At 32.9% G+C, this 19,529-nt stretch carries 14 protein-coding genes; 4 read left to right on the forward strand and 10 right to left on the reverse strand.

From position 1 onward, the window contains the following. Positions 1-23: 23 nt before the first annotated feature. The 5 genes from C1S72_RS03415 to C1S72_RS03435 all read right to left on the reverse strand — a co-directional run bounded on the left by C1S72_RS03415 (position 24) and on the right by C1S72_RS03435 (position 7,309). Positions 24-2,447: a TonB-dependent receptor domain-containing protein gene (locus tag C1S72_RS03415; protein WP_104734263.1), complete on the reverse strand. Its 2,424-nt coding sequence runs from the start codon at positions 2,445-2,447 to the stop codon at positions 24-26. After that, positions 2,428-3,810, reverse strand: coding sequence for an HTTM domain-containing protein (locus tag C1S72_RS03420; RefSeq protein WP_104734264.1), 1,383 nt, complete (start codon positions 3,808-3,810; stop codon positions 2,428-2,430). The genes C1S72_RS03415 and C1S72_RS03420 overlap by 20 nt, the downstream gene beginning before the upstream one ends. Positions 3,811-3,874: 64 nt before the next feature. After that, positions 3,875-4,996 (reverse strand): imelysin family protein, encoded by a 1,122-nt coding sequence (locus C1S72_RS03425; RefSeq protein ID WP_104734265.1) that lies wholly within the window; start codon positions 4,994-4,996, stop codon positions 3,875-3,877. A gap of 94 nt (positions 4,997-5,090) precedes the next feature. Then, positions 5,091-6,296, reverse strand: a complete 1,206-nt coding sequence (locus tag C1S72_RS03430; protein WP_104734266.1) for a DUF4856 domain-containing protein — start codon at positions 6,294-6,296, stop codon at positions 5,091-5,093. A gap of 152 nt (positions 6,297-6,448) precedes the next feature. Further along, complete coding sequence (locus C1S72_RS03435) at positions 6,449-7,309, reverse strand: hydroxymethylglutaryl-CoA lyase (RefSeq protein ID WP_104735771.1); 861 nt, start codon at positions 7,307-7,309, stop codon at positions 6,449-6,451. Between the two features lie 109 nt (positions 7,310-7,418). Between C1S72_RS03435 and C1S72_RS03440 the strand changes: the two genes are divergently transcribed. Both C1S72_RS03440 and C1S72_RS03445 read left to right on the forward strand, forming a co-directional pair. Further along, entirely contained in the window at positions 7,419-7,913 is a 495-nt protein-coding gene (locus C1S72_RS03440; protein WP_104734267.1) for a GNAT family N-acetyltransferase, read from the forward strand. A 56-nt stretch (positions 7,914-7,969) separates the two neighbouring features. Continuing rightward, on the forward strand, positions 7,970-8,875 hold the full coding sequence (locus C1S72_RS03445) for a T9SS type A sorting domain-containing protein (RefSeq protein WP_162919912.1): 906 nt from the start codon (positions 7,970-7,972) through the stop codon (positions 8,873-8,875). On the opposite strand, the gene C1S72_RS03450 is transcribed toward C1S72_RS03445, so the two are convergent. The 5 genes from C1S72_RS03450 to C1S72_RS03470 form a co-directional block, all read right to left on the reverse strand. Continuing rightward, on the reverse strand, positions 8,861-9,877 hold the full coding sequence (locus C1S72_RS03450) for a quinone-dependent dihydroorotate dehydrogenase (RefSeq protein WP_104734269.1): 1,017 nt from the start codon (positions 9,875-9,877) through the stop codon (positions 8,861-8,863). The two genes, C1S72_RS03445 and C1S72_RS03450, sit on opposite strands and share 15 nt — an antisense overlap. Positions 9,878-9,933: 56 nt before the next feature. Then, the gene (locus C1S72_RS03455) at positions 9,934-10,491 is read right to left on the reverse strand and encodes a potassium channel family protein (protein WP_162919913.1); all 558 of its coding nucleotides are present in this window, start codon (positions 10,489-10,491) and stop codon (positions 9,934-9,936) included. Positions 10,492-10,603: 112 nt separating this feature from the next. After that, on the reverse strand, positions 10,604-13,717 hold the full coding sequence (locus tag C1S72_RS03460) for an efflux RND transporter permease subunit (RefSeq protein ID WP_104734271.1): 3,114 nt from the start codon (positions 13,715-13,717) through the stop codon (positions 10,604-10,606). A gap of 9 nt (positions 13,718-13,726) precedes the next feature. Beyond that, positions 13,727-14,815: an efflux RND transporter periplasmic adaptor subunit gene (locus C1S72_RS03465; protein ID WP_104734272.1), complete on the reverse strand. Its 1,089-nt coding sequence runs from the start codon at positions 14,813-14,815 to the stop codon at positions 13,727-13,729. A 10-nt stretch (positions 14,816-14,825) separates the two neighbouring features. Continuing rightward, entirely contained in the window at positions 14,826-17,102 is a 2,277-nt protein-coding gene (locus C1S72_RS03470; RefSeq protein WP_205527078.1) for a TolC family protein, read from the reverse strand. A gap of 202 nt (positions 17,103-17,304) precedes the next feature. Between C1S72_RS03470 and pepT the strand changes: the two genes are divergently transcribed. Both pepT and C1S72_RS03480 read left to right on the forward strand, forming a co-directional pair. Beyond that, positions 17,305-18,549: a peptidase T gene (pepT, locus tag C1S72_RS03475; protein WP_104734274.1), complete on the forward strand. Its 1,245-nt coding sequence runs from the start codon at positions 17,305-17,307 to the stop codon at positions 18,547-18,549. A 191-nt stretch (positions 18,550-18,740) separates the two neighbouring features. After that, a complete protein-coding gene (locus C1S72_RS03480; protein ID WP_104734275.1) occupies positions 18,741-19,478 on the forward strand; it encodes a peptidase associated/transthyretin-like domain-containing protein in 738 nt (245 codons plus the stop codon). Positions 19,479-19,529: the final 51 nt, after the last annotated feature.

The raw sequence follows: 19,529 nt of genomic DNA on the forward strand, positions 1-19,529 counted from the left end.
AAGCTTAAAAATACAAGAAATTATTAAATTTTAATCTGTAATGTGGCATACCAGTTTCTTGGAGCCGATGGAATAATTCCTGGTCCAGGATAACCTGTAGCACGCCTAGTAAAATAAGTATTATCCAAAAGATTGTTTATGCCTGTTTCTAGTTTAAATCTTTTATAGCTGTAAGACAACGAAATATCTAAAATATCATAACTCGGTATTTCTCCAATGACACCACTAATTGGTGCATCAACGGAATTGGTTGCGTCTGTAAATTGACTAGACAAGTATGTATATTGTAAATTGGCTAATAGGTTTTTATACCCAAATCGCAAACCTGTTTTAATATTAATCTCTGGAACAAATTCTACTTTATTACCTTTAATTCCGGGTTTTTCAGAAGCTGTATATTCTGAATTAATGAACGAGGAATTTAAGAAATAATTCAATCTAAATTCAGGGTTTAAACCTACTAATCTCTTGGCATCAACATCAAATAAAGATTCTACGCCAAACATAACAGCATCACCAACATTAGTTCGCAAACTAATAATACGTCCATCTGATAAAACCTCTTGAACAAACCCAATTCTATTATTATAAACCAAGCTAAATATATTAGCATCATAAGAAACAATGCGCTTAAAATTACCTCGAATACCTAAATCTGATGTAAAACCTTTCTCATCTGTAATATTAGGGTCTATGGCAAAAGCTGGATTAAAAATACTGATGTCTGAAAATGTTACTGAACGATAGTTTTGTGATACATTTCCATAGAACTCTATATTATTATTTGGTTTAAAACTTAATCCTAAACCAAGCAATACAAACGATCGCTCAAAATCTTGATTTTCATAAACGGTTTCATTAAAAATTGGATTTCCTGCTCCATCCAAACGAATTTCTTGATAAAATCCATCACTTAATGTTTTTATATATTCAAAACGCGCTCCTGGTGTGATAGAAAACTTGTCAAATAAGTAAAAAATGTTTTCTCCAAAAACAGCAATGTTTAAATTTGGAAAATCATAGGAAGACTGATTTGGATAGTTAGGAAAATCTTCTGTTGCAACATTAAAATCTGGACCTATACCATCAGATCCTGGTCCTTGTTGCTGGTCGTTATTAGCATTGTAATATTTAGCTCCTATTAAAAATGTAGCTTCTTTTTCAAGAACTTTATATTTACTTAAATATCGCGTTTCAAACCCAAAATTCTTGAAATTCCCTTTTATTAAGTCACGTTCATTCAATGGGTCAATTTGATCAACACGATTAGTTCTGAACCCAAGAGCGTAGCGTGATGCTTGCAATCCGAAAAAGTTAAATGAAAAATCATTTTTTTTAGAAAATTGATGTTCAAACTTTAAATTATATAATAACCAATCTACCTGAAACCAGTTTCTAGTTCGGTTACTTTGATAAGGGTCTTCTTCGAACATATCATCAGTTAAACCACCTGCTTGCTGTGCCAAATAACGCATATAAGTTAACTCACCAGTCAATGAGGTTTTTTCAGAAAACTGATAGCCAATATGAGCAAAGACATTTTTAGATTCGAATTCGGAATTTGGTCTAAATCCATCTCCTTTCTTATAATTAAAGTAGCCATAATAACTCCAATTGTCTTTTGTTCCACTAATGCTGGTAAAGTTGGTGTATAATCCAAAACTACCTATTGTATTTCGTGTAATGAGTTCAATAGGTTTGTTTGGATTTGGAGATTTCATTTTAAAATTCACCAAGCCACCAAACTGTGTCCCGTATTGTAAAGATGCGGCTCCTCTTACAACTTGAATTTCTTCCAATCCTTCAGAAGCTGGTGTGTAGTAACTTTCAGGGTAACCCAAAACATCGGCACTAATATCGTAGCCATTTTGGCGTGTGTTAAAGTTTGATGTTCTGTTTGGGTCCAAACCACGACCACCAATATTAAGTTGTAAACCAGCATCATCATTTTGGTAAATGTTTAAACCAGCGACCTGACTAAATATTTGTCTAGCATTGTTTGAAGCTAGATTTGCCATAGATTGATCTACCAATACGACTTCTGTTTTTTTACCAGCAAAAATGGCTGTTCCTTCTACATCTTTCAATCGTGATAATTCAAAAACCTTGGTTTTTCTTGCTGTAATTTCAACTTCAGAAAGTTTTACTGATAATGCATTCAATTGAATGTTTAATTCTGTATTTTCAGATGCTATCAAGGCTATTTCATAAACTTCAAATTCATAAGAGAAAAACGCCAAGTTGATGTTTTCCTTATTAGTTTCAAATTCATAATATCCTGAAGAATTTGAATTTGTCATTAGACCCGAATCTTTATCATAAACAGAAACTTGACTAATTGGTTGATTGTCCTTGGCATTAGTTACAAAACCAGAAATTTTATACTGTGAATAGGTTGAGACACAGAAAAAAAGCATCCCTAATAATTTAAAATCCTTTAATGTCATCTGTAAATGGTAAAATCCAGGTTTTGTGCTGGAATGATTCTTTTTCTTTATATAAATCGACTGTTGAATCAATAAATGGTTGACTCAATCGGCCATTAAGTGCCACATAACTTTCGGCAAATACCTGAACATTTTTGTGTCCTTGCGCTGAAAAATGATCTCCTAAATAATGTGCGTATTCTAAAATAAAATCAGGTTGAAAACTCATTTGTTTTTCCTGAAATGCAGTTAAAAAATCTGAATTGTCAACTACAAATTGTTTACCTGTTTCAGCATTTTTAATGGTAAATGTGGTGTATCCCATTTTTTCCATAAGCATGACACGCCATGAAAACCGATAGCCTTCTTCTGTCCAAAACAATTCGCCTGGATAGGCTAAATAGCGAAAAGGAAATAATAATTGAATAACAAAAAATACTCCTATGATTGATAGCACTATTTTCTGTCTCTTTACATTGAAATTTTCCATGATTGCCATTGTTGTGAGACCACTAGATTGTGTTCTAGGTAACAACATGGATGTTATTTTTTTTATGACATATATAACTTTATGATGAAATTTTGCATCAAAGAAAATTAATGTTGAAACAATCATGATAAATGGAAACATACCTATTGGAAACAACACACGCGTAAACACATGAAAAAACACGACTAACACAAAAGCAACTAATCGGGTACGCTTGTATAGTAATAAAAACGGAATGCTTAAATCGTAGATCATCCCACTCCAACTCATAGCAAAATGAAACCATTCTTGTTGCATAAAGTTTTCGCCAATAAAAGGTAAATCATATTTAGATGGCAACCATATTTTTAAAGGCATGGCTTTAAACAACCAATCACTATTAACTTTGGCTAAACCAGCATAAAAATAGACAATACCTAAAAGGAGTTTTATACTATCAATAGTCCATTTAGGCACTTTTGAATAACTACGTTTCTTAAAGTAACTATCTAATGAAAAATAAGCATTGGCCGGTAAGAAAATCATTAAAAAACTCAACAGGCTTATAAAATAATAATGATTTAGATAGGTCGTTTTATCCATGAGTTCGATGTAAGTAAAACTCAAGAAAAATGTGATAATAGCAACCCTGTATTTTAAACCTAAAGCCACAAACAGAGCTGCTAATCCGCAAATAATAAAAAGCAAATAGGTGTAATTTCCTAACGGTTTCACCCATTCAAAACCATAAAATGAGAAATGAAATTTTGGCTCTAAATAAAGTTTTTCAATCCAACCATTTGCCCAAAAACGAATGATACTAAATATCATCATTACGCCAAACAATACGCGAAATACAGCTAAAGGTGCTGCATCTATCTGCTGATTACTATATCTTTTAAGGTTGCATGACATACAAAAAAAGATTCCTTAATAATCAAGTGCTATTAAAGAATCTATACTGATTTATTTAAGTTTTTTAATCGCCATCAGCATCAACATAATCTACACTGATATTCATAGCTTGAACCATATCTACTTTCAATAATATGACTGCTTTTTGCAATTCGTCATAAGCTTCAGTCATTTTAGAATTATCAGTGTTTATTTGTTGTGTGAAACTTGTGTTTAGGTCTTGAATTTTAGTTCGAGCTAGATTGAATTGATTGTTAATTAAAACATCTAAATCTTCACCATTTTTCATGGTGTTTAAATACTGCAAGTAATCTTTAAAACTATTATCAATTGAAGAACTGTTGTATGCCTTACCATTAAAAAAGTCTTGAACTGCATTTAAGGCTTCCAAAGCTAAAACTTTAGATACATTGCTATTATAAAAGGCTTCAACTTTGTCTGATAAGGGATCTGTAGAAAATATACCTGCAGGTATTCCTATTTTATTAGCACGTAAACCTTTTTCATAGTAAAAAATAAAATCGTTAGTTAACTTATTGGTAGAACTTGTTGCTGTATTGGCTGTGCTATTTATGAATTGACCTCTGTAAACTGTCGTCCAATCATTCAGTACCGATTGCGTTAAATTCTTCATTTGATCAACCAAATCAGATAAATACACTTTATAATTTTCGGCATTGGTGTTTGTTGTGTAAACAGCTACAATTTCCATGTCTGAATTAGCAACACCATACAGTAAATAATCTACTGCTGGAAATCCAACAGCATCTTGATTGTTAGGGTGTGCTAAATTGTAAGTTCCAGATGTAATATTAGCTTCAATTTCAGTTACAGAAGCAGGATAGATATTCATTTGTGAGTAATAGTTAATAGCTTCTGCATTCCCAATATTAAACATCTCGGCATATTGCCAAACCTTATACGCATTTAACCATGATGTACGCAAAGTATTCAAATTAGAAGCATTTGGAACTGCTACAAAAACATCTTTTGCATCAACCAAATTTTGCAACTTACCATTTAAATCTTCAAAAACTGGAATAATGATATTATCTGCCCAATTATTAAGCATACTTTGCCTGTTGAAATTATCAGGATTATTTCCTGAACCTGGATTATTATCGTCAGAAGAGCTACAGGCAGCTACAACAATCAAGACTACTAAAACTGAAATTATTTTTTTCATTACTAATTTATTTTAATTAGAAACCATAAAACAGATACCTTAAAAAACGGCATCTGTTTATGGTTATAAACTAACTCACTTAAAAATTCCTTTTTTAATCTATAGTTTGTTCAACAGTAAAGTTGAAACGTGATGCAATTTCTTCTGATATGGTGTCTAATGTTTCAGCTGTCACATCCCAAAAACCATTTCCTGTCATTAATTCAGTTACATAAGCTTCCACTTCCTCATGCGTAAAATAGGGTGCATTGGTATTAGGCTTTCTTGTAAACTGTAAACTATAAATAAATCCGAAACCTTCTGATAACTGATGACAAGCAGCTGCCATATCACCTTCAACAATTTTATTCTTACCTACTTGTAAATAATGAACAGCCCTTACAGCACTAACTTTAGAAATACGTTCTCTAATTATTTCGGCTTGTGCATCACGAACCTCATAGTTATTGGCAACGATTGCTGCACGACCTAATTTAAAAGCTTCAAATACTTCTGATGCAATACCCGAAAAATCACTATCAGCATCTACTTGATTTAAATAAGTGTTTAAAAAACTATCGGCTCCTAAAACTGGCATACTTGGGTCTGCTTCATTTCCATACAAATACCCATAGGCTTCATCCCATTTATGTTCCATAGTTGTGTATGATTTACCATCTTCTAGCACTTCATTATTGTTATTACTAACATTTGATGCTTCATCTAAAACAGAAGTACTTAAATAGTTATTAAGCATCTGGTCAGTCATCAACGCACCAATCAATCCTTTAGCTACGGCTTGATTTAACTCTAGACCTTTTGCATTTAAATAGCGTGTAGGACCACCATTAAACTGTTGTAATTGACCAGCCACACCTGCAGATGCTGTAACATTCCAATTTGGAAAAACATTGTTAGCCTGGTCAGCAATCCAAGCATCAAAATCAGCTTTTATTGAGTTAGAAACAGTTGTATTAGCAGAAAAATAATCTCTTGAAGCAGCTGTTTTACTACGTATATTTTTATTAGAAGCATTTAAATTGGCATTTGAAAAATCAGCTTCTCCCTCAATGTGAGCAAACATACTATTTAGTGTTGTTTCAGTTTGTGTGTTATCCCTTAAAGCTGATGTTAATTCACTAGCCATTAAAATTCGGGTTGTTTGACCTTCAAAACTTACTGTAGATTCTCCATTTCTTTCAAAAGAATAAGTTGTTGGAGTTGTGATACCGTTATCTATTATAATTGCGTTATCGTCATCATTAGAACATGATGTTAATACCATTGCAGTTAGGGCTGCTGCCACAATAATTTGCTTCATTTTTATTTAGACTTATTATAAATAGTTATTAAATTCAAGTGCAAAAATAAAACAGAATGACAGTTTAACAAAGTTTATTTAGATTAATTTTAAATAGTTTTTGAAGAAAAAATATAACTAATTAATAGTAAGAGCTATAAGAGCAAAAAAAATTAATGATATTGGCTAAAAATTTTAGTTGCTTCGTTATAAGCACTCTCAAAACTCATAGCATTTAAATCAGATTTCTTTTTTGTTGTGAAATACGACAGTAATTTTTCAGTGGGCATATTTCCAGTAAGCTCATCCTTAGCCATTGGGCAACCACCAAAACCTTGGATCGCGCCATCAAAGCGATTACAGCCGGCTTTATAAGCTGCATCAACTTTTTCAAACCAGGTTGATGGCGTAGTATGCAAATGTGCACCAAATTCAATTTCAGGATACTTTGGAATTAAATTAGAAAACAAATAATCAATATTTTCCGGATCTGAACTCCCAATGGTATCACTCAAGGATAATATCTTGACACCCATATTACTTAAGCGTTCAGTCCACTCCCCTACAATGTCAACATTCCAAGGATCACCATAAGGATTGCCAAATCCCATTGAAATATAAACCACGACTTCTTTATTTGATTTATCGGCTATCTCTAAAATTTCTTTCAAAGTTACAACCGATTGTGCAATGGTTTTGTGCGTGTTACGCATCTGGAAATTTTCTGAAATGGAGAACGGATACCCTAAATAATCGATTTCTGTATGTTGTGAAGCATCTTGTGCGCCTCTTGTGTTTGCAATAATAGCGAGTAGCTTACTGGTTGTTTTCGATAAATCAAGTTGTGCTAAAACTTCGGCTGTATCCACCATTTGTGGAATGGCTTTAGGAGACACAAAACTTCCAAAATCAATAGTATCAAATCCCACACGCAATAACGATTGAATGTATTGAACCTTCTTTTCAGTGGGTATAAACGCTTTGATACCTTGCATGGCATCACGTGGGCACTCTATGATTTTGATTTCTGTCATATTCTCAAAAATAGAATATTTAAACATTAGTAAAAAACAATTTAGGCATGATTCTATTTTTAATAGATTTATAATACCTTAACTGATTAAAAACAAATAAATTTTAGCTTTGATAAAACCAGTAATTTCAAAAGCCGATATAAAATTAACTACTCAATTAGCCCATAAAATTTGGAACCAACATTATGAGCCCATAATTGGGCAAGACCAAGTAAATTATATGGTTCATAAATTTCAAAGTGAATCGGCCATAACCAAACAGCTAGAGGATGGCTACCTATATTTTCTCATTGAACATCAGTCAAAACCATGCGGCTATCTTGCTTTAGTTCCTCATGAATCAGAAAATAAATTAATGATTAATAAAATTTATGTTGACATAGATTATCGAGGCTTAAGTTTGGGTACTAAACTTTTAGAATTCACCATTAAAAAAGCTAAAACAGAAAGCTTTAGAACTATTTGGTTAACAGTAAACAAATACAATACAAACTCTATAAAGTGGTACGAAAAAAAGGGGTTCAGAATAAAAAAAGAAATAGTAATGGATATAGGGAACGGCTATATAATGGACGATTATCTATTAGAACTACTAATAAATTAACCCATAGTTTGTAAGCAATCTATATTATGGCACGACTTAACTCAAAACATCTTGCCATGAAAAAAACTTACTTTTTTGTCTTTTTACTTTTTAATGCTTCTTTTATATTTAGTCAATCTGTTGCAACTTATGACATAACATTTCAAAGTACTTGGAACGCTTCCGAACATACTTCAATTCCTAATAATGCCCATTGGTCTAATTTAGTTGGTGCCACGCACAATACAGCAAATGAATTTGTTCAACTTGGTCAGAATGCTACTCATGGAATACAAGATGTCGCTGAATTAGGTAATAATGCAGCTTTTGAAGATGAAGTAAATATGGCAATCAATCAAAATAAAGCAGATAAGTGGTTGCAAATGGGTTTTTCGCCCAACATAGCCCAAGCTGTTACTACTTTGGCAGATATTGAAATTAGCGAAGATTTCCCATTTCTAACATTAGTTTCAATGGTTGCACCAAGTCCAGATTGGTTTATTGCAGTAAATAGTTTGAATTTAAGAAATGATGCGGATAATGGCTGGAAAGACACCTTTACAATTGATGTTTTTGCATATGATGCTGGAACAGATGATGGTTCCAATTATGATTCAGCAAATAACGCAAATACACCAGTTCCTGTAAGTATGATTAACGGTTTTCCTATTAACGGAAATAAAATGGGTACACTAACACTAACTCTTAAATCTGTTTTAAGTATTGAAACTCCTGATTTTTCAAACAATGTTAAGATTTATCCCAACCCAAGTAATGGTGTTGTTACAATAAAGAATAATACTGCAGCCAAATTGAGTACAATTAGTATTTATGATATTCTTGGTAATCAAGTACAATATATGCCATTAAAAACCAATGCTAATAATACTATTGATTTAACTAATCTTACAAAAGGAATTTATTTAGCGCGATTAGAAAGTGTTGATGGTCAAGTTAAAACTCAAAAACTAATTATTAATTAAAGCTTTATTTATATCCTTAATAAGTTTTGGGCCTTCGTATATAAACCCAGTATAAAGTTGAATGAGGTTTGCGCCTGCCTCGAATTTCTCTAAAGCATCAGCAACAGAATGAATACCTCCTACTCCAATTATCGGAAATGCTTTATTGCTTTTATCTGATAAAAACTGGATAACTTCGGTAGAACGATTGGTCAATGGTTTACCACTTAATCCACCCATTTCAGTTTTATTATCACTTGTCAATCCATCTCGTGATATAGTTGTATTGGTGGCGATTACACCATCAATTTGCGTTACGCTAACAATATCAATAATATCTAATAATTGTGAATCGGTTAAATCAGGTGCTATTTTTAATAATATGGGTTTTGGCTTAGGCTTTTCGTTATTTAAATCTTTAAGCGTCTGTAACAATTTTGTAAGCGGCTCTTTATCTTGCAGTTCACGTAAATTTGGTGTATTTGGTGAACTCACATTGACTACAAAATAATCGACATAATTAAATAATGCTTCAAAACATATTTTATAATCCTCAACAGCTTCCTCGTTAGGTGTTACCTTATTTTTCCCAATATTACCACCAATTAAAACGCCTTTATTTTTCTTTAGTCTTTCAACAGCAGCTTCTACACCACCATTATTAAAACCCATTCTATTTATTATAGCTGAATCTGATTGTAATCGAAATAAACGCTTTTTCGGATTGCCATCTTGCGGCTTTGGTGTTAGTGTTCCTATTTCTATAAAACCAAATCCAAAATTCGATAATTCATTAAACAGTTTAGCATCCTTATCAAAACCTGCAGCTAATCCAACTGGATTCTTGAATTTCAACCCAAATAAGTCACGTTCTAATTGTTTATTATCAACGTTATAAAAGCTTTTTATAATGCCTGAAACAAACGGTAATTTGTTAAAAAAACGAATAGTTGAAAATGTAAAATGATGAATTTTCTCTGGATCAAAAAGAAAAAATAATGGTCGGATTAGTAATTTATACATATTGCCTCTTTTGTGCTGCAAAAATACAATTCTAATTATTGAAAAACTGTGAAATTTTACTCTTTTTGAGAATGCTTGATATACTTTTCGATAACGACAGCAGTAACAATCACCAAATAAAATTGACCAATCATAGCTAAAAACATTGACGCTTTTTGAGCCACATCCGTTATAGGTGTAATATCGCCATAACCAATAGTCATAAGTGTTATGTAACTGTAATACATTAGGTCGTCAATATTAGTAGTGGTCATTCCTGATTCAATTAACCCATTAAAGGAACCAGGTTGTATCATTTCGATACAATTAAATATAAAAAAACCAATAAGCCCAAGAGAAATATAGCCACTCATTAAACCATAAATAACTGTTTTATTGACGCGTTTGGAGTTCCACACTTGAGAAATAATTTCCACAGAGACCAAAGCATAAAATCCGAAATAAACAAAAAACCTTATATAGTCTAGTATGCGCTCATCTGTTTTTGAAATCAAGCGATAAAGAAAAACTAATGACACGAGGATTAACATAATTACCACAACCCACGTTTGTTTTTTCCTTTTTTTAAATATCACTAAACCAGAAGCAATATTTAAAACAAATAACAGTGGCATAATAACCGTATTTAAAACATGCCTTGGAAATATTAATGAACCAAATAAAATAACAATTAAGCTGTAAAAGAATAGCTCAAAGCGATATGTATATAGCTTTTTTAATAGCATGTTAATCTTCCATTAATTCTTCATTGAACGTGTAATCCTTATAATTTACCTTATACAACACACTGTAAAATGATGGAATAAACAACAATGTTATAAAGGTTCCAAACAATAAACCAACCATTATACTTACAGCCATACCTTCCCACATTTCACCTCCACTTAAGTATAGTGGAATTAAACCTAACACGGTTGTAAATGTAGCTAATAAAATAGGTCTAAAACGTTGTAAGCAAGCTGCTATAATAGCATCTTGAATAGGTCTTTTCATTTCGTTTTCTTCAATCTGCATTCTATCAATTAATACAATGGCATTATTGATTACGATACCTGCTAATGAAATCACACCTAGAAAGGGCATGAATCCAAAAGGCTCTTGAAATATTAATAGACCTATAACAACACCAATAATCCCAAGAGGAATAGTTGATGCCACCATTATTGTTTTTCTAACAGAATTAAATTGAATAATTAATAACAAGATTATGATGAATCCAGACAACGGCAAATAGCCTAATACAGCTCCCATGTTTTCAGCAGTGTTTTCAGCATCACCACCAAATTTATAGGTATAACCTTCTGGCCAACTTTTAGATTCTTCTTCAATCCATGGCGTAACTTCTTTCATTATTGCTGATGCATTACCATCATCATTCAATTCACTTGAGACTACAATAGTTCTATCGATATCCAATCGTTTAATTTTAGCATATTGCCATTCAGGCACTATGGTTGCCACCTGACTTAAAGGAACACTTTTACCTGTATTTTGAGCATAAATATTTAATGTTTCAATAGATGCTAATGATTGTTGCTGACTGCCATCACTTCGCATAAGAATTGGAATGGATTTATCGTCTTCACGATATTCACCAGTTTGAAAACCATCTAATACAGTTTGTAAAGAGGTAGCTATATCCTGATTTGAAACACCTGCTAAACGTGCTTTATTTTGATCAATATCTACTACAAACTTTTTACTTTTTGGACCCCAATCATCTTTTACATTTTTAGTTCCAGTAATTTTAGAAAGTTTTTGTTTTGTTTGTTCTGATAGTGTAGCTAATATATCTGGATCTTCACCAGAAATTTTAATTTCAATTGGTGTGCCTCCACCTCCAGATCCTAAAAGACTTACTTTTACATCAGCATCTGGAAAATTGTCGTAACAAAAAGCATCCAATCTATTTACTAATTCATTGTTATAAATGGCATCAGAAACGTTTACAAGCATGTGACCATAACTTGCATCTGGCTCATCTGGCGTATAACCTAAATCATAAGACTCTGGTCCTTTTCCAACATAAGTGGACCAATCTGTTATGCCATTAACTCTTGTTTCATTAACTAAAAGTGAATCGCGCATGTAAACTTCCAACTCTGCAAATAATTCTTCTGTTCGCTCAATTCGTGTACCTTGAGTCAAATTAACATCTATCGTAATCATATTACGATCACTATCAGGAAAGAAAATAAAAGGTATTTTAGTGAAGCCGTAAAGTGAGAGTATAAACAAACCAACAATAGTTAAAAGGACTATTGCTTTAATAGATAAGGCTTTCAATATTAAATCTTTATAATAACCTTTAAGCTTATAAATAACTTTATCAATGGCGCTTGGTTCACGTTCAGCCTTTGGTTTTATTTTTAAAAATAGTACGCAAAACAAAGTAATTACTGTTAATGCCAATAACCAAGATGACAATAGCGCCATTGAAATTACCACGAAAATTGGTCCAACAATATCTCCCATAGTAGATTCCGCCAAGTAAAAAGCTAAAAAGGCAGCCGATGTTGTTAAAGTGGAAATCAATAAAGGCGTAAATAATTCTGCACAGGCATCAATAGCAGCCGTTTTTGCTTTTGCGCCATTCTCCATTTTAACCATAATGGTTTCAGCAACTACAATAGCATTATCAACCATCATACCTAAAGCCATAATTAATGCGGCTAGTGTTACCTGATTCAAGCCCATACTTATTACACCCATAAGCATGAGTGTCATAATAGTAACTAAAGGAATTAAACTAGCAATTATAGCTCCTGTTCTAACACCTAAAAATATTAGCATTACAAGCAATACAATAATGATTGACTGCATAAGATTGACAATAAAATCACTAATCTTAACGTCAATATAGGTGTCTAATGATGCTAGTCTAACGAGCTCTAAACCAACGGGTAGCCTGGTTTCCCAATAGTCCATGACTTTATTAACGTCTTCACCTAATTGAATAACATTAGCACCTTCTTTTAAGCTGATATGCATGGAAATGGCTTCTTTACCATTAACTTTTACAATTTGGGTAGGTGGATCTATATAGCCTTTTACAATGGTCGTTATATCGCCTAAATAAACCATTTGCGTTCCATCTCCAACTGGAATTAGGGTGTTCTTTATATCTTCAACTGAATTAAAATTTCCTGTTGGTTCTAAAATTATGCGTTCGCTGTCTAGATTGACTTGACCTCCTGAACTCAATATATTGGTGGCACTAATTGCGGATTGTAATTTAGATGCCGATAAACCGTATTCCTTTAATCGCGAATTATCAAATTCCACAAAAACACGCTCATCTTGAACACCTCCAAGCTCCACTTTTGCCGCAAATTCAAGCTTAATTAAATCATCCTTTATATCATCAACATACTCTTTAGCTTCTGCATAAGAATAACCATCAGAAATAATTCCTACTGCAATTCCAAAAACTTCACCAATACCATCGTCATCTAAAAATGGTACCACATTAGCAGGTAAACCTTCTATGGCATCTAATTTTCGCCTTAATCTATCCCAAACTGCTTGTAATTTTTCAGGTTTAACCTCATCTTTTAATTCTACGGTTACAACTGAAAGTCCAGCACGAGACGTACTGGTTACTTCTTTTAATTCCGGTAATTCTTGAGAGACTTTTTCAACCTTGTCGGTTACTAAAAGCTCAACACGTTCTGGACTCGCTCCAGGAAAACTGGTTACAATATTCGCAACACGAACCGTATAAGGTGGCATACTATCGCGAGATAAGCCTTGATACAAGACGATACCCATTAAAACAATAGTTGCTAATATCGTGAAGGTTATTCTATTGCGCTCTATTGAAAATTTCGCTAAATTCATATATTGCGCTTAATTTAATTTAACTTTTTGACCATCTAAAAGGGTTTGTAAACCTGCGGTCGCAATCTTTTGTCCTTCCTGAAGTCCTGATTCTATTTCAAATCCTTCAGCAGTTAACTCACCAATAGTTACTTGCTGACGTTTTATAACGTGCTTCCCTTCAGATTCTTCAATTAAAAATACAAAACGGTCATTGCCATTTTCGCCAACACTAACTGGTGGTATAACTAATTTGCGTTCCTCACTCTGACTTGTTGCAAACTCAAAAGTTACACTAGCTGCCATACCACTTTTAATTCTTTCGTCTTCTTCAGTTATTGTTACACGAATTGGATACGTTGATGTATTACTATCTAAAGCTGGTGCAACTTCGGTTACTTTAGCATCATACTGTTTATTATCAATAGCAGAAAAAGCTACCTTTACATTCATGCCTTTATGAACATTATTAATAACGCTTTCTGGTAATCCAATTTCTATTTCAATGGCTGTACCAGCATTTAAAACTCCAATGGTTTGACCAGGTGATACGTTTTCATCTACTTCGGCAATTACAGATGCAATAGCACCATCTTCTGGCGCATATAAATAACCAAATTTAATTTGTTCGGCCTGTATGGAAACACTTCGTTTAGCCGATTCAAAACTGGCAACTGCGGTCCTATAGGAGTTTTTCGCTGCTTCATAATCACTTAAAGAAGAACTTCCTTTTTCGTAAAGTGTTCTAACTCGGTTTAAATTAAGTTTAGCCGTGTTCATTTGAGATTCTGTACTATTTCTAGATTCAATTGAGCTTTCATAATTCAATCGTGCTTGTACATTATCTAACTGCGCTAATAAATCACCTTTTTTTACTTTTTGACCAAGCTTCATGTTAAGCATAACAATGATTCCTGTATTTCTAAAACTTAAATTTATTATTTTTTCAGTTTTAGCTGTACCACTAAAATGCCTAATTTTATCAGCACCAGAATACTTAACCTCCGCATACTTTACTGGCCGTAACACCTCTTTTTTAGGAGCTTCTTTTTTACCACAGCTCACTAAAATACCAAGTGTAAGAATTACTAATACTTTATAGTGTTTGTTTAGTTTCATAATATTTATTTTAATCTTCTATATTAGCTTTAAACTCTAAAAAACGAGCCAAGAAGGCATTGCGTTCATCAGTAGATTCAAGCAAGAAAAAGTTTCCAATGTAGCGTTCTAAAGTTAGCATAGCTATCAAGTAATTATACGTTGCATTGCTACTTGCTAATTGAGCTTGCAAGTAATTATTTTGAGCATCTAGTAACTGAATAATATTAACAGCTCCATTTTCATAAGACGTTTGGGTTAATTCTAAAACCTCTTTAGCAGTTTCTTCAAATACTATAGATAGTTCGATGTTGGTTACCTGATTAATGATTTCTAATACGGTATCGTTGATATTCTTTTCAATTTGAAGTTTGACATTATCTGTTGAAAATTGTATTTGTTCCTTTTGAATAGTAGCTATTTGCTTATTAATGTTTTGTTTATTTTGATTAAAAATAGGCATAGATAAACTAACACCTACATTATAATAGCCATCGGGTGGTGTCGGTATAAATACTGGAAATGTACTTCCAGCACCACTTCTAGAAAACACATGATTGTACTGACCTTGCAAAGCAACTGTTGGCAGAAACCTGCCTGGTCCAAATAATTTTTCACTACGTTCTGTAGCAATTAAATTATAATCTAAAAATTTTAATTCTGGTGAATTATTTAAAGCCTCTTCAATTAAAAAATCTGTAAAGGGTTTTCGCTCAACTGGATCATTTAATAACCCATTAAATTCATGATAATCATATTCTTCAAAAATTCCAGAGTCTAGTTGGGCATCGTTTACATCAATAATCAAATCAATAGGATTATTAAGCAACTGATTTAAAACATAATAACCTTGTTTTAGTTGATTAAACGATTCAATATTATCTTGCATATTTTGAACCAATTCACTCCTAAAACGCAATACATCAGATTTCCCAGACTGACCTGCTTCAAAATTTTGTGATGCAATTTCTAAATTTCGTTTAGTCAAATTAAGATTTTTACTTTGAATTTTATAATTGGCTTTCAGAATAAGCGTATTAAAATACGCCGTAGCTGATTCAAAAATTACGTTTAACTCCTCTCTGTTATAGTCTTCCATTTGTGCTTTTTGTAAAGCCGTTTGAATACCTATATTAGCATTAGCAGATTCAGAAAATATTGTCTGGGACAACGTTATATTTCCGGCTGTTAAGACTTCTGGATTTTGACCGTTTGTTGCTTCGGCAAATTCTGGATCGTTATAATTTGCCGATGCTGCTGCCGACACGTCTGGTAAATAATTACTTTTAGCTAATTCGGCATCTTTTTCAGCAATATATACATTTTGTTTTGCCTCTTTTAAAGTCAAGTTTTCAGCAATTACTTCTGTCATAACAGAAACTAAATCATATTCTTTATCAGCAACAATATCGGAAGCATCGCCAACAAAATTGGTAGTAGCAATAAGGCTATACTTAAGGGGTATACCAATTTTTTGAGCCGTGTTAAAATTTATGGTAAGGCTTTTATTTACGGTTAACAATGAGGATGACTCGTTAAACACATCATCAACCACAATAGATTCCACACTTAAAGCGATACGTCTAAAAAATTGATCAATCTGCGTTTGGTCATTATTGGTGGCAAGCAATCCGTTTTCAACATCGCTAATAGGTGATGTAGTAAATGATGGGATTTTTCGCTGAATCAAAGCATCAGCTACTGTTTTCATTTCAGCATCTGTAAGATACAATCCACCTATAAAATAAACCGCTTTTTGATCATCAAGTGCATTAATAATATCACTTGTATTATCAAAAGGCACCAATGATAAATCTAGCTCTAACTCTGCTGCTAAACTTGTTATCATTTCAGAAATAGGGTCGTAAGCAATTGCACCACGTTCAATTAAAATACCAACTTGTTTACACCCAACAAGCTTTTTTAGAAATTCTAAATCTTCTTTATAGGACAATGGCGTAACAATTGACGTAAAATTATCTACTTCATGATTAATGTGTTTTCCGTCTTCAATAAAATCTTCATTAACGGTTCCAAATAAAATAGTTGGTTTGGGATAGGTATCTCTTTTTGCTAACACTTCATTGCTAACAACACCATAAGCGATAATAATATCAACCTCATTAACCAAAGTCTCATATTGCTTTTTAGCCAATAAGGGATCAAAATTATTGGTGTACCTATTATTATCTGGAAATACAACGGTAGCATCTTCGCCTACAACTGCTGTAATTTCTTCCTCTAATTTATCTACCAATGAAGCTATTTTAGAATTCGTTTTATCTAATAGGAATCCTATTTTATACAATTTTTCTTGAGAAAGAGCAGTAGAACAAATTACGAAGCAGAAAGATACAGTTAAAAAATAGCGCATTTAAAAAAGTAAATTGTTGAATAGCTAAAATACTTGTAATTTCAATCTAATCAAAGACTAATAATAAATTAAATTATACTTCAAGATAGTTTATAATAACAAATGATATTTTTATTTTTGAACAAACAAACTAACCATGATAGATAAAAAGCACATCATAGATCGATTTATTAGTTACGTAACGGTTGATACAGAATCTGATCCAAAATCCGAAACCACACCAAGTACAGCCAAGCAATGGGATTTAGCCAATGCGCTGGCTGCAGAGCTAAAGGCCATTGGTATGAGTGATGTTTCTATAGACGATAATGCCTATATCATGGCCACTTTACCTAGTAATGTAGACCATGACGTACCAACTATTGGTTTTATTTCACATTTTGATACCAGTCCCGATTTTACGGGTGCCAATGTAAAACCTCAAATTGTTGAAAATTATGATGGTAAAGACATTATTTTAAATAAAGAGCAGGACATTGTACTCTCACCAGATTATTTTGAAGATTTATTATTGTACAAAGGACAAACCCTTATTACAACTGATGGTACTACCCTTTTAGGTGCCGATGACAAGGCTGGTATTTGTGAGATTGTTTCTGCAATGGAATATTTAATTCAGCATCCCGAAATCAAGCATGGAACTATACGCGTAGGTTTTACACCTGATGAAGAAATTGGTCGTGGTGCACATAAATTTGATGTTGAAAAATTTGGAGCTGATTGGGCTTACACCATGGATGGTAGTCAAGTTGGCGAATTGGAATATGAGAATTTTAATGCAGCAGGTGCTGTGGTAACTGTAAAAGGAAAAATAGTACATCCAGGTTATGCTAAAGGCAAAATGGTTAACTCCATGTATATCGCAACCGAGTTTATCAATTCGCTACCACGATTAGAAACTCCGGAACATACGGAAGGTTATGAAGGCTTTTTTCACTTACACAATATGAATGGTGCTGTAGAAGAAACTGTATTAGAATATATTATTCGTGATCATGACAAAGAGCATTTTGAAGCCCGAAAAGAAATGATGCAAAAATTAACCGATGAGCTCAATGAACAGTATGGTAGAGAGGTTATTACTGTTGAAATCAAAGACCAATACTTTAATATGAAGGAAAAGGTTGAGCCTGTGATGCATATAGTAGATATTGCAGAAGAAGCCATGAAGCAATTAAACATTAAACCACTTATAAAACCGATTCGTGGTGGTACAGATGGCTCACAATTAAGTTATATGGGCTTACCTTGTCCTAATATTTTTGCAGGTGGTCATAACTTTCACGGACGTTACGAATATGTTCCTGTAGAAAGTATTATTAAAGCTACTGAAGTGATTTGTAAGATTGCGGAGTTAACAGCTTTAAAGGCTAAAAATTAGATTACTACCATAATATGCCGACTTGAATTTGTCAGAAAAAAAGACGAACTTCGTTTTGCATTGTGTTTAATTTACCTATATTGATTATAGTCGAAATGTTAAAACAATGCCATACACTTTTGTTATATGCAAACAAAAGACCAAAATAAATATTGGTGACATGAAATTATTAACTCTTAAATTTAAAAACCATGAAATTAAATTGTTTGAAGTTTGGATTAATCCTTTTAATAGGATTTGCCTCCTGCAGTAAAGACGAAGATTCAAATCCAGAACCTGTAACAAAAGCTAATATCATTGGCTCTGTAAACTTGTTTGACGAAGGTGTAACGCAGATTGACAACTCAAATATGACTGTGAGCATTGAGGGAACAACATTTTCCGCAACAACAGATGTTAATGGTGATTTTGTATTAATCGATGTCCCTTTCGGTACATACACCCTCATTTATGAAAAGTCAGAATATGGAACATACAAAAAGTTTAACATCGAACACAGAAACACAGGTTCGTCAACAGTGATTACGAATAATCCTTCACTGGGTCAAGTTTCAACTACCACTATTACTAATCTAACGGTGAGTTCAAATACAAATGTCCCAGTAATACTTACCTCTACAACTAATCCTGCAGCCAGTTCTGTGAATCCAAAATATATTAGATACTTCTTATCTACAGATCCAACTGTTAGTAATATAAATTATGAAAATGCTTTAGAAACCCTTGAGGCAAATAATACACCCAACAATTTTAATTTGACTCAAGCTGCTATTGATGCACTTGGTTATGATAGTGGAACAACCGTCTATGCAAAATGTTATGGCGAATCCTTTTGGGGCAACAATTATGCTGATCCAAATTTAGGTAGAGATGTTTTTCCAAATTTAAATTCAACGTCAGCACCAGCAGTATCTTTTGTTGTGCCATAAAAATGTCGACATGCTATTTTGTATAAACGGCATTAAAACAACCGTTTATAT

The organism is Hanstruepera ponticola (assembly GCF_002940745.1).
Taxonomy (GTDB): domain Bacteria; phylum Bacteroidota; class Bacteroidia; order Flavobacteriales; family Flavobacteriaceae; genus Hanstruepera; species Hanstruepera ponticola.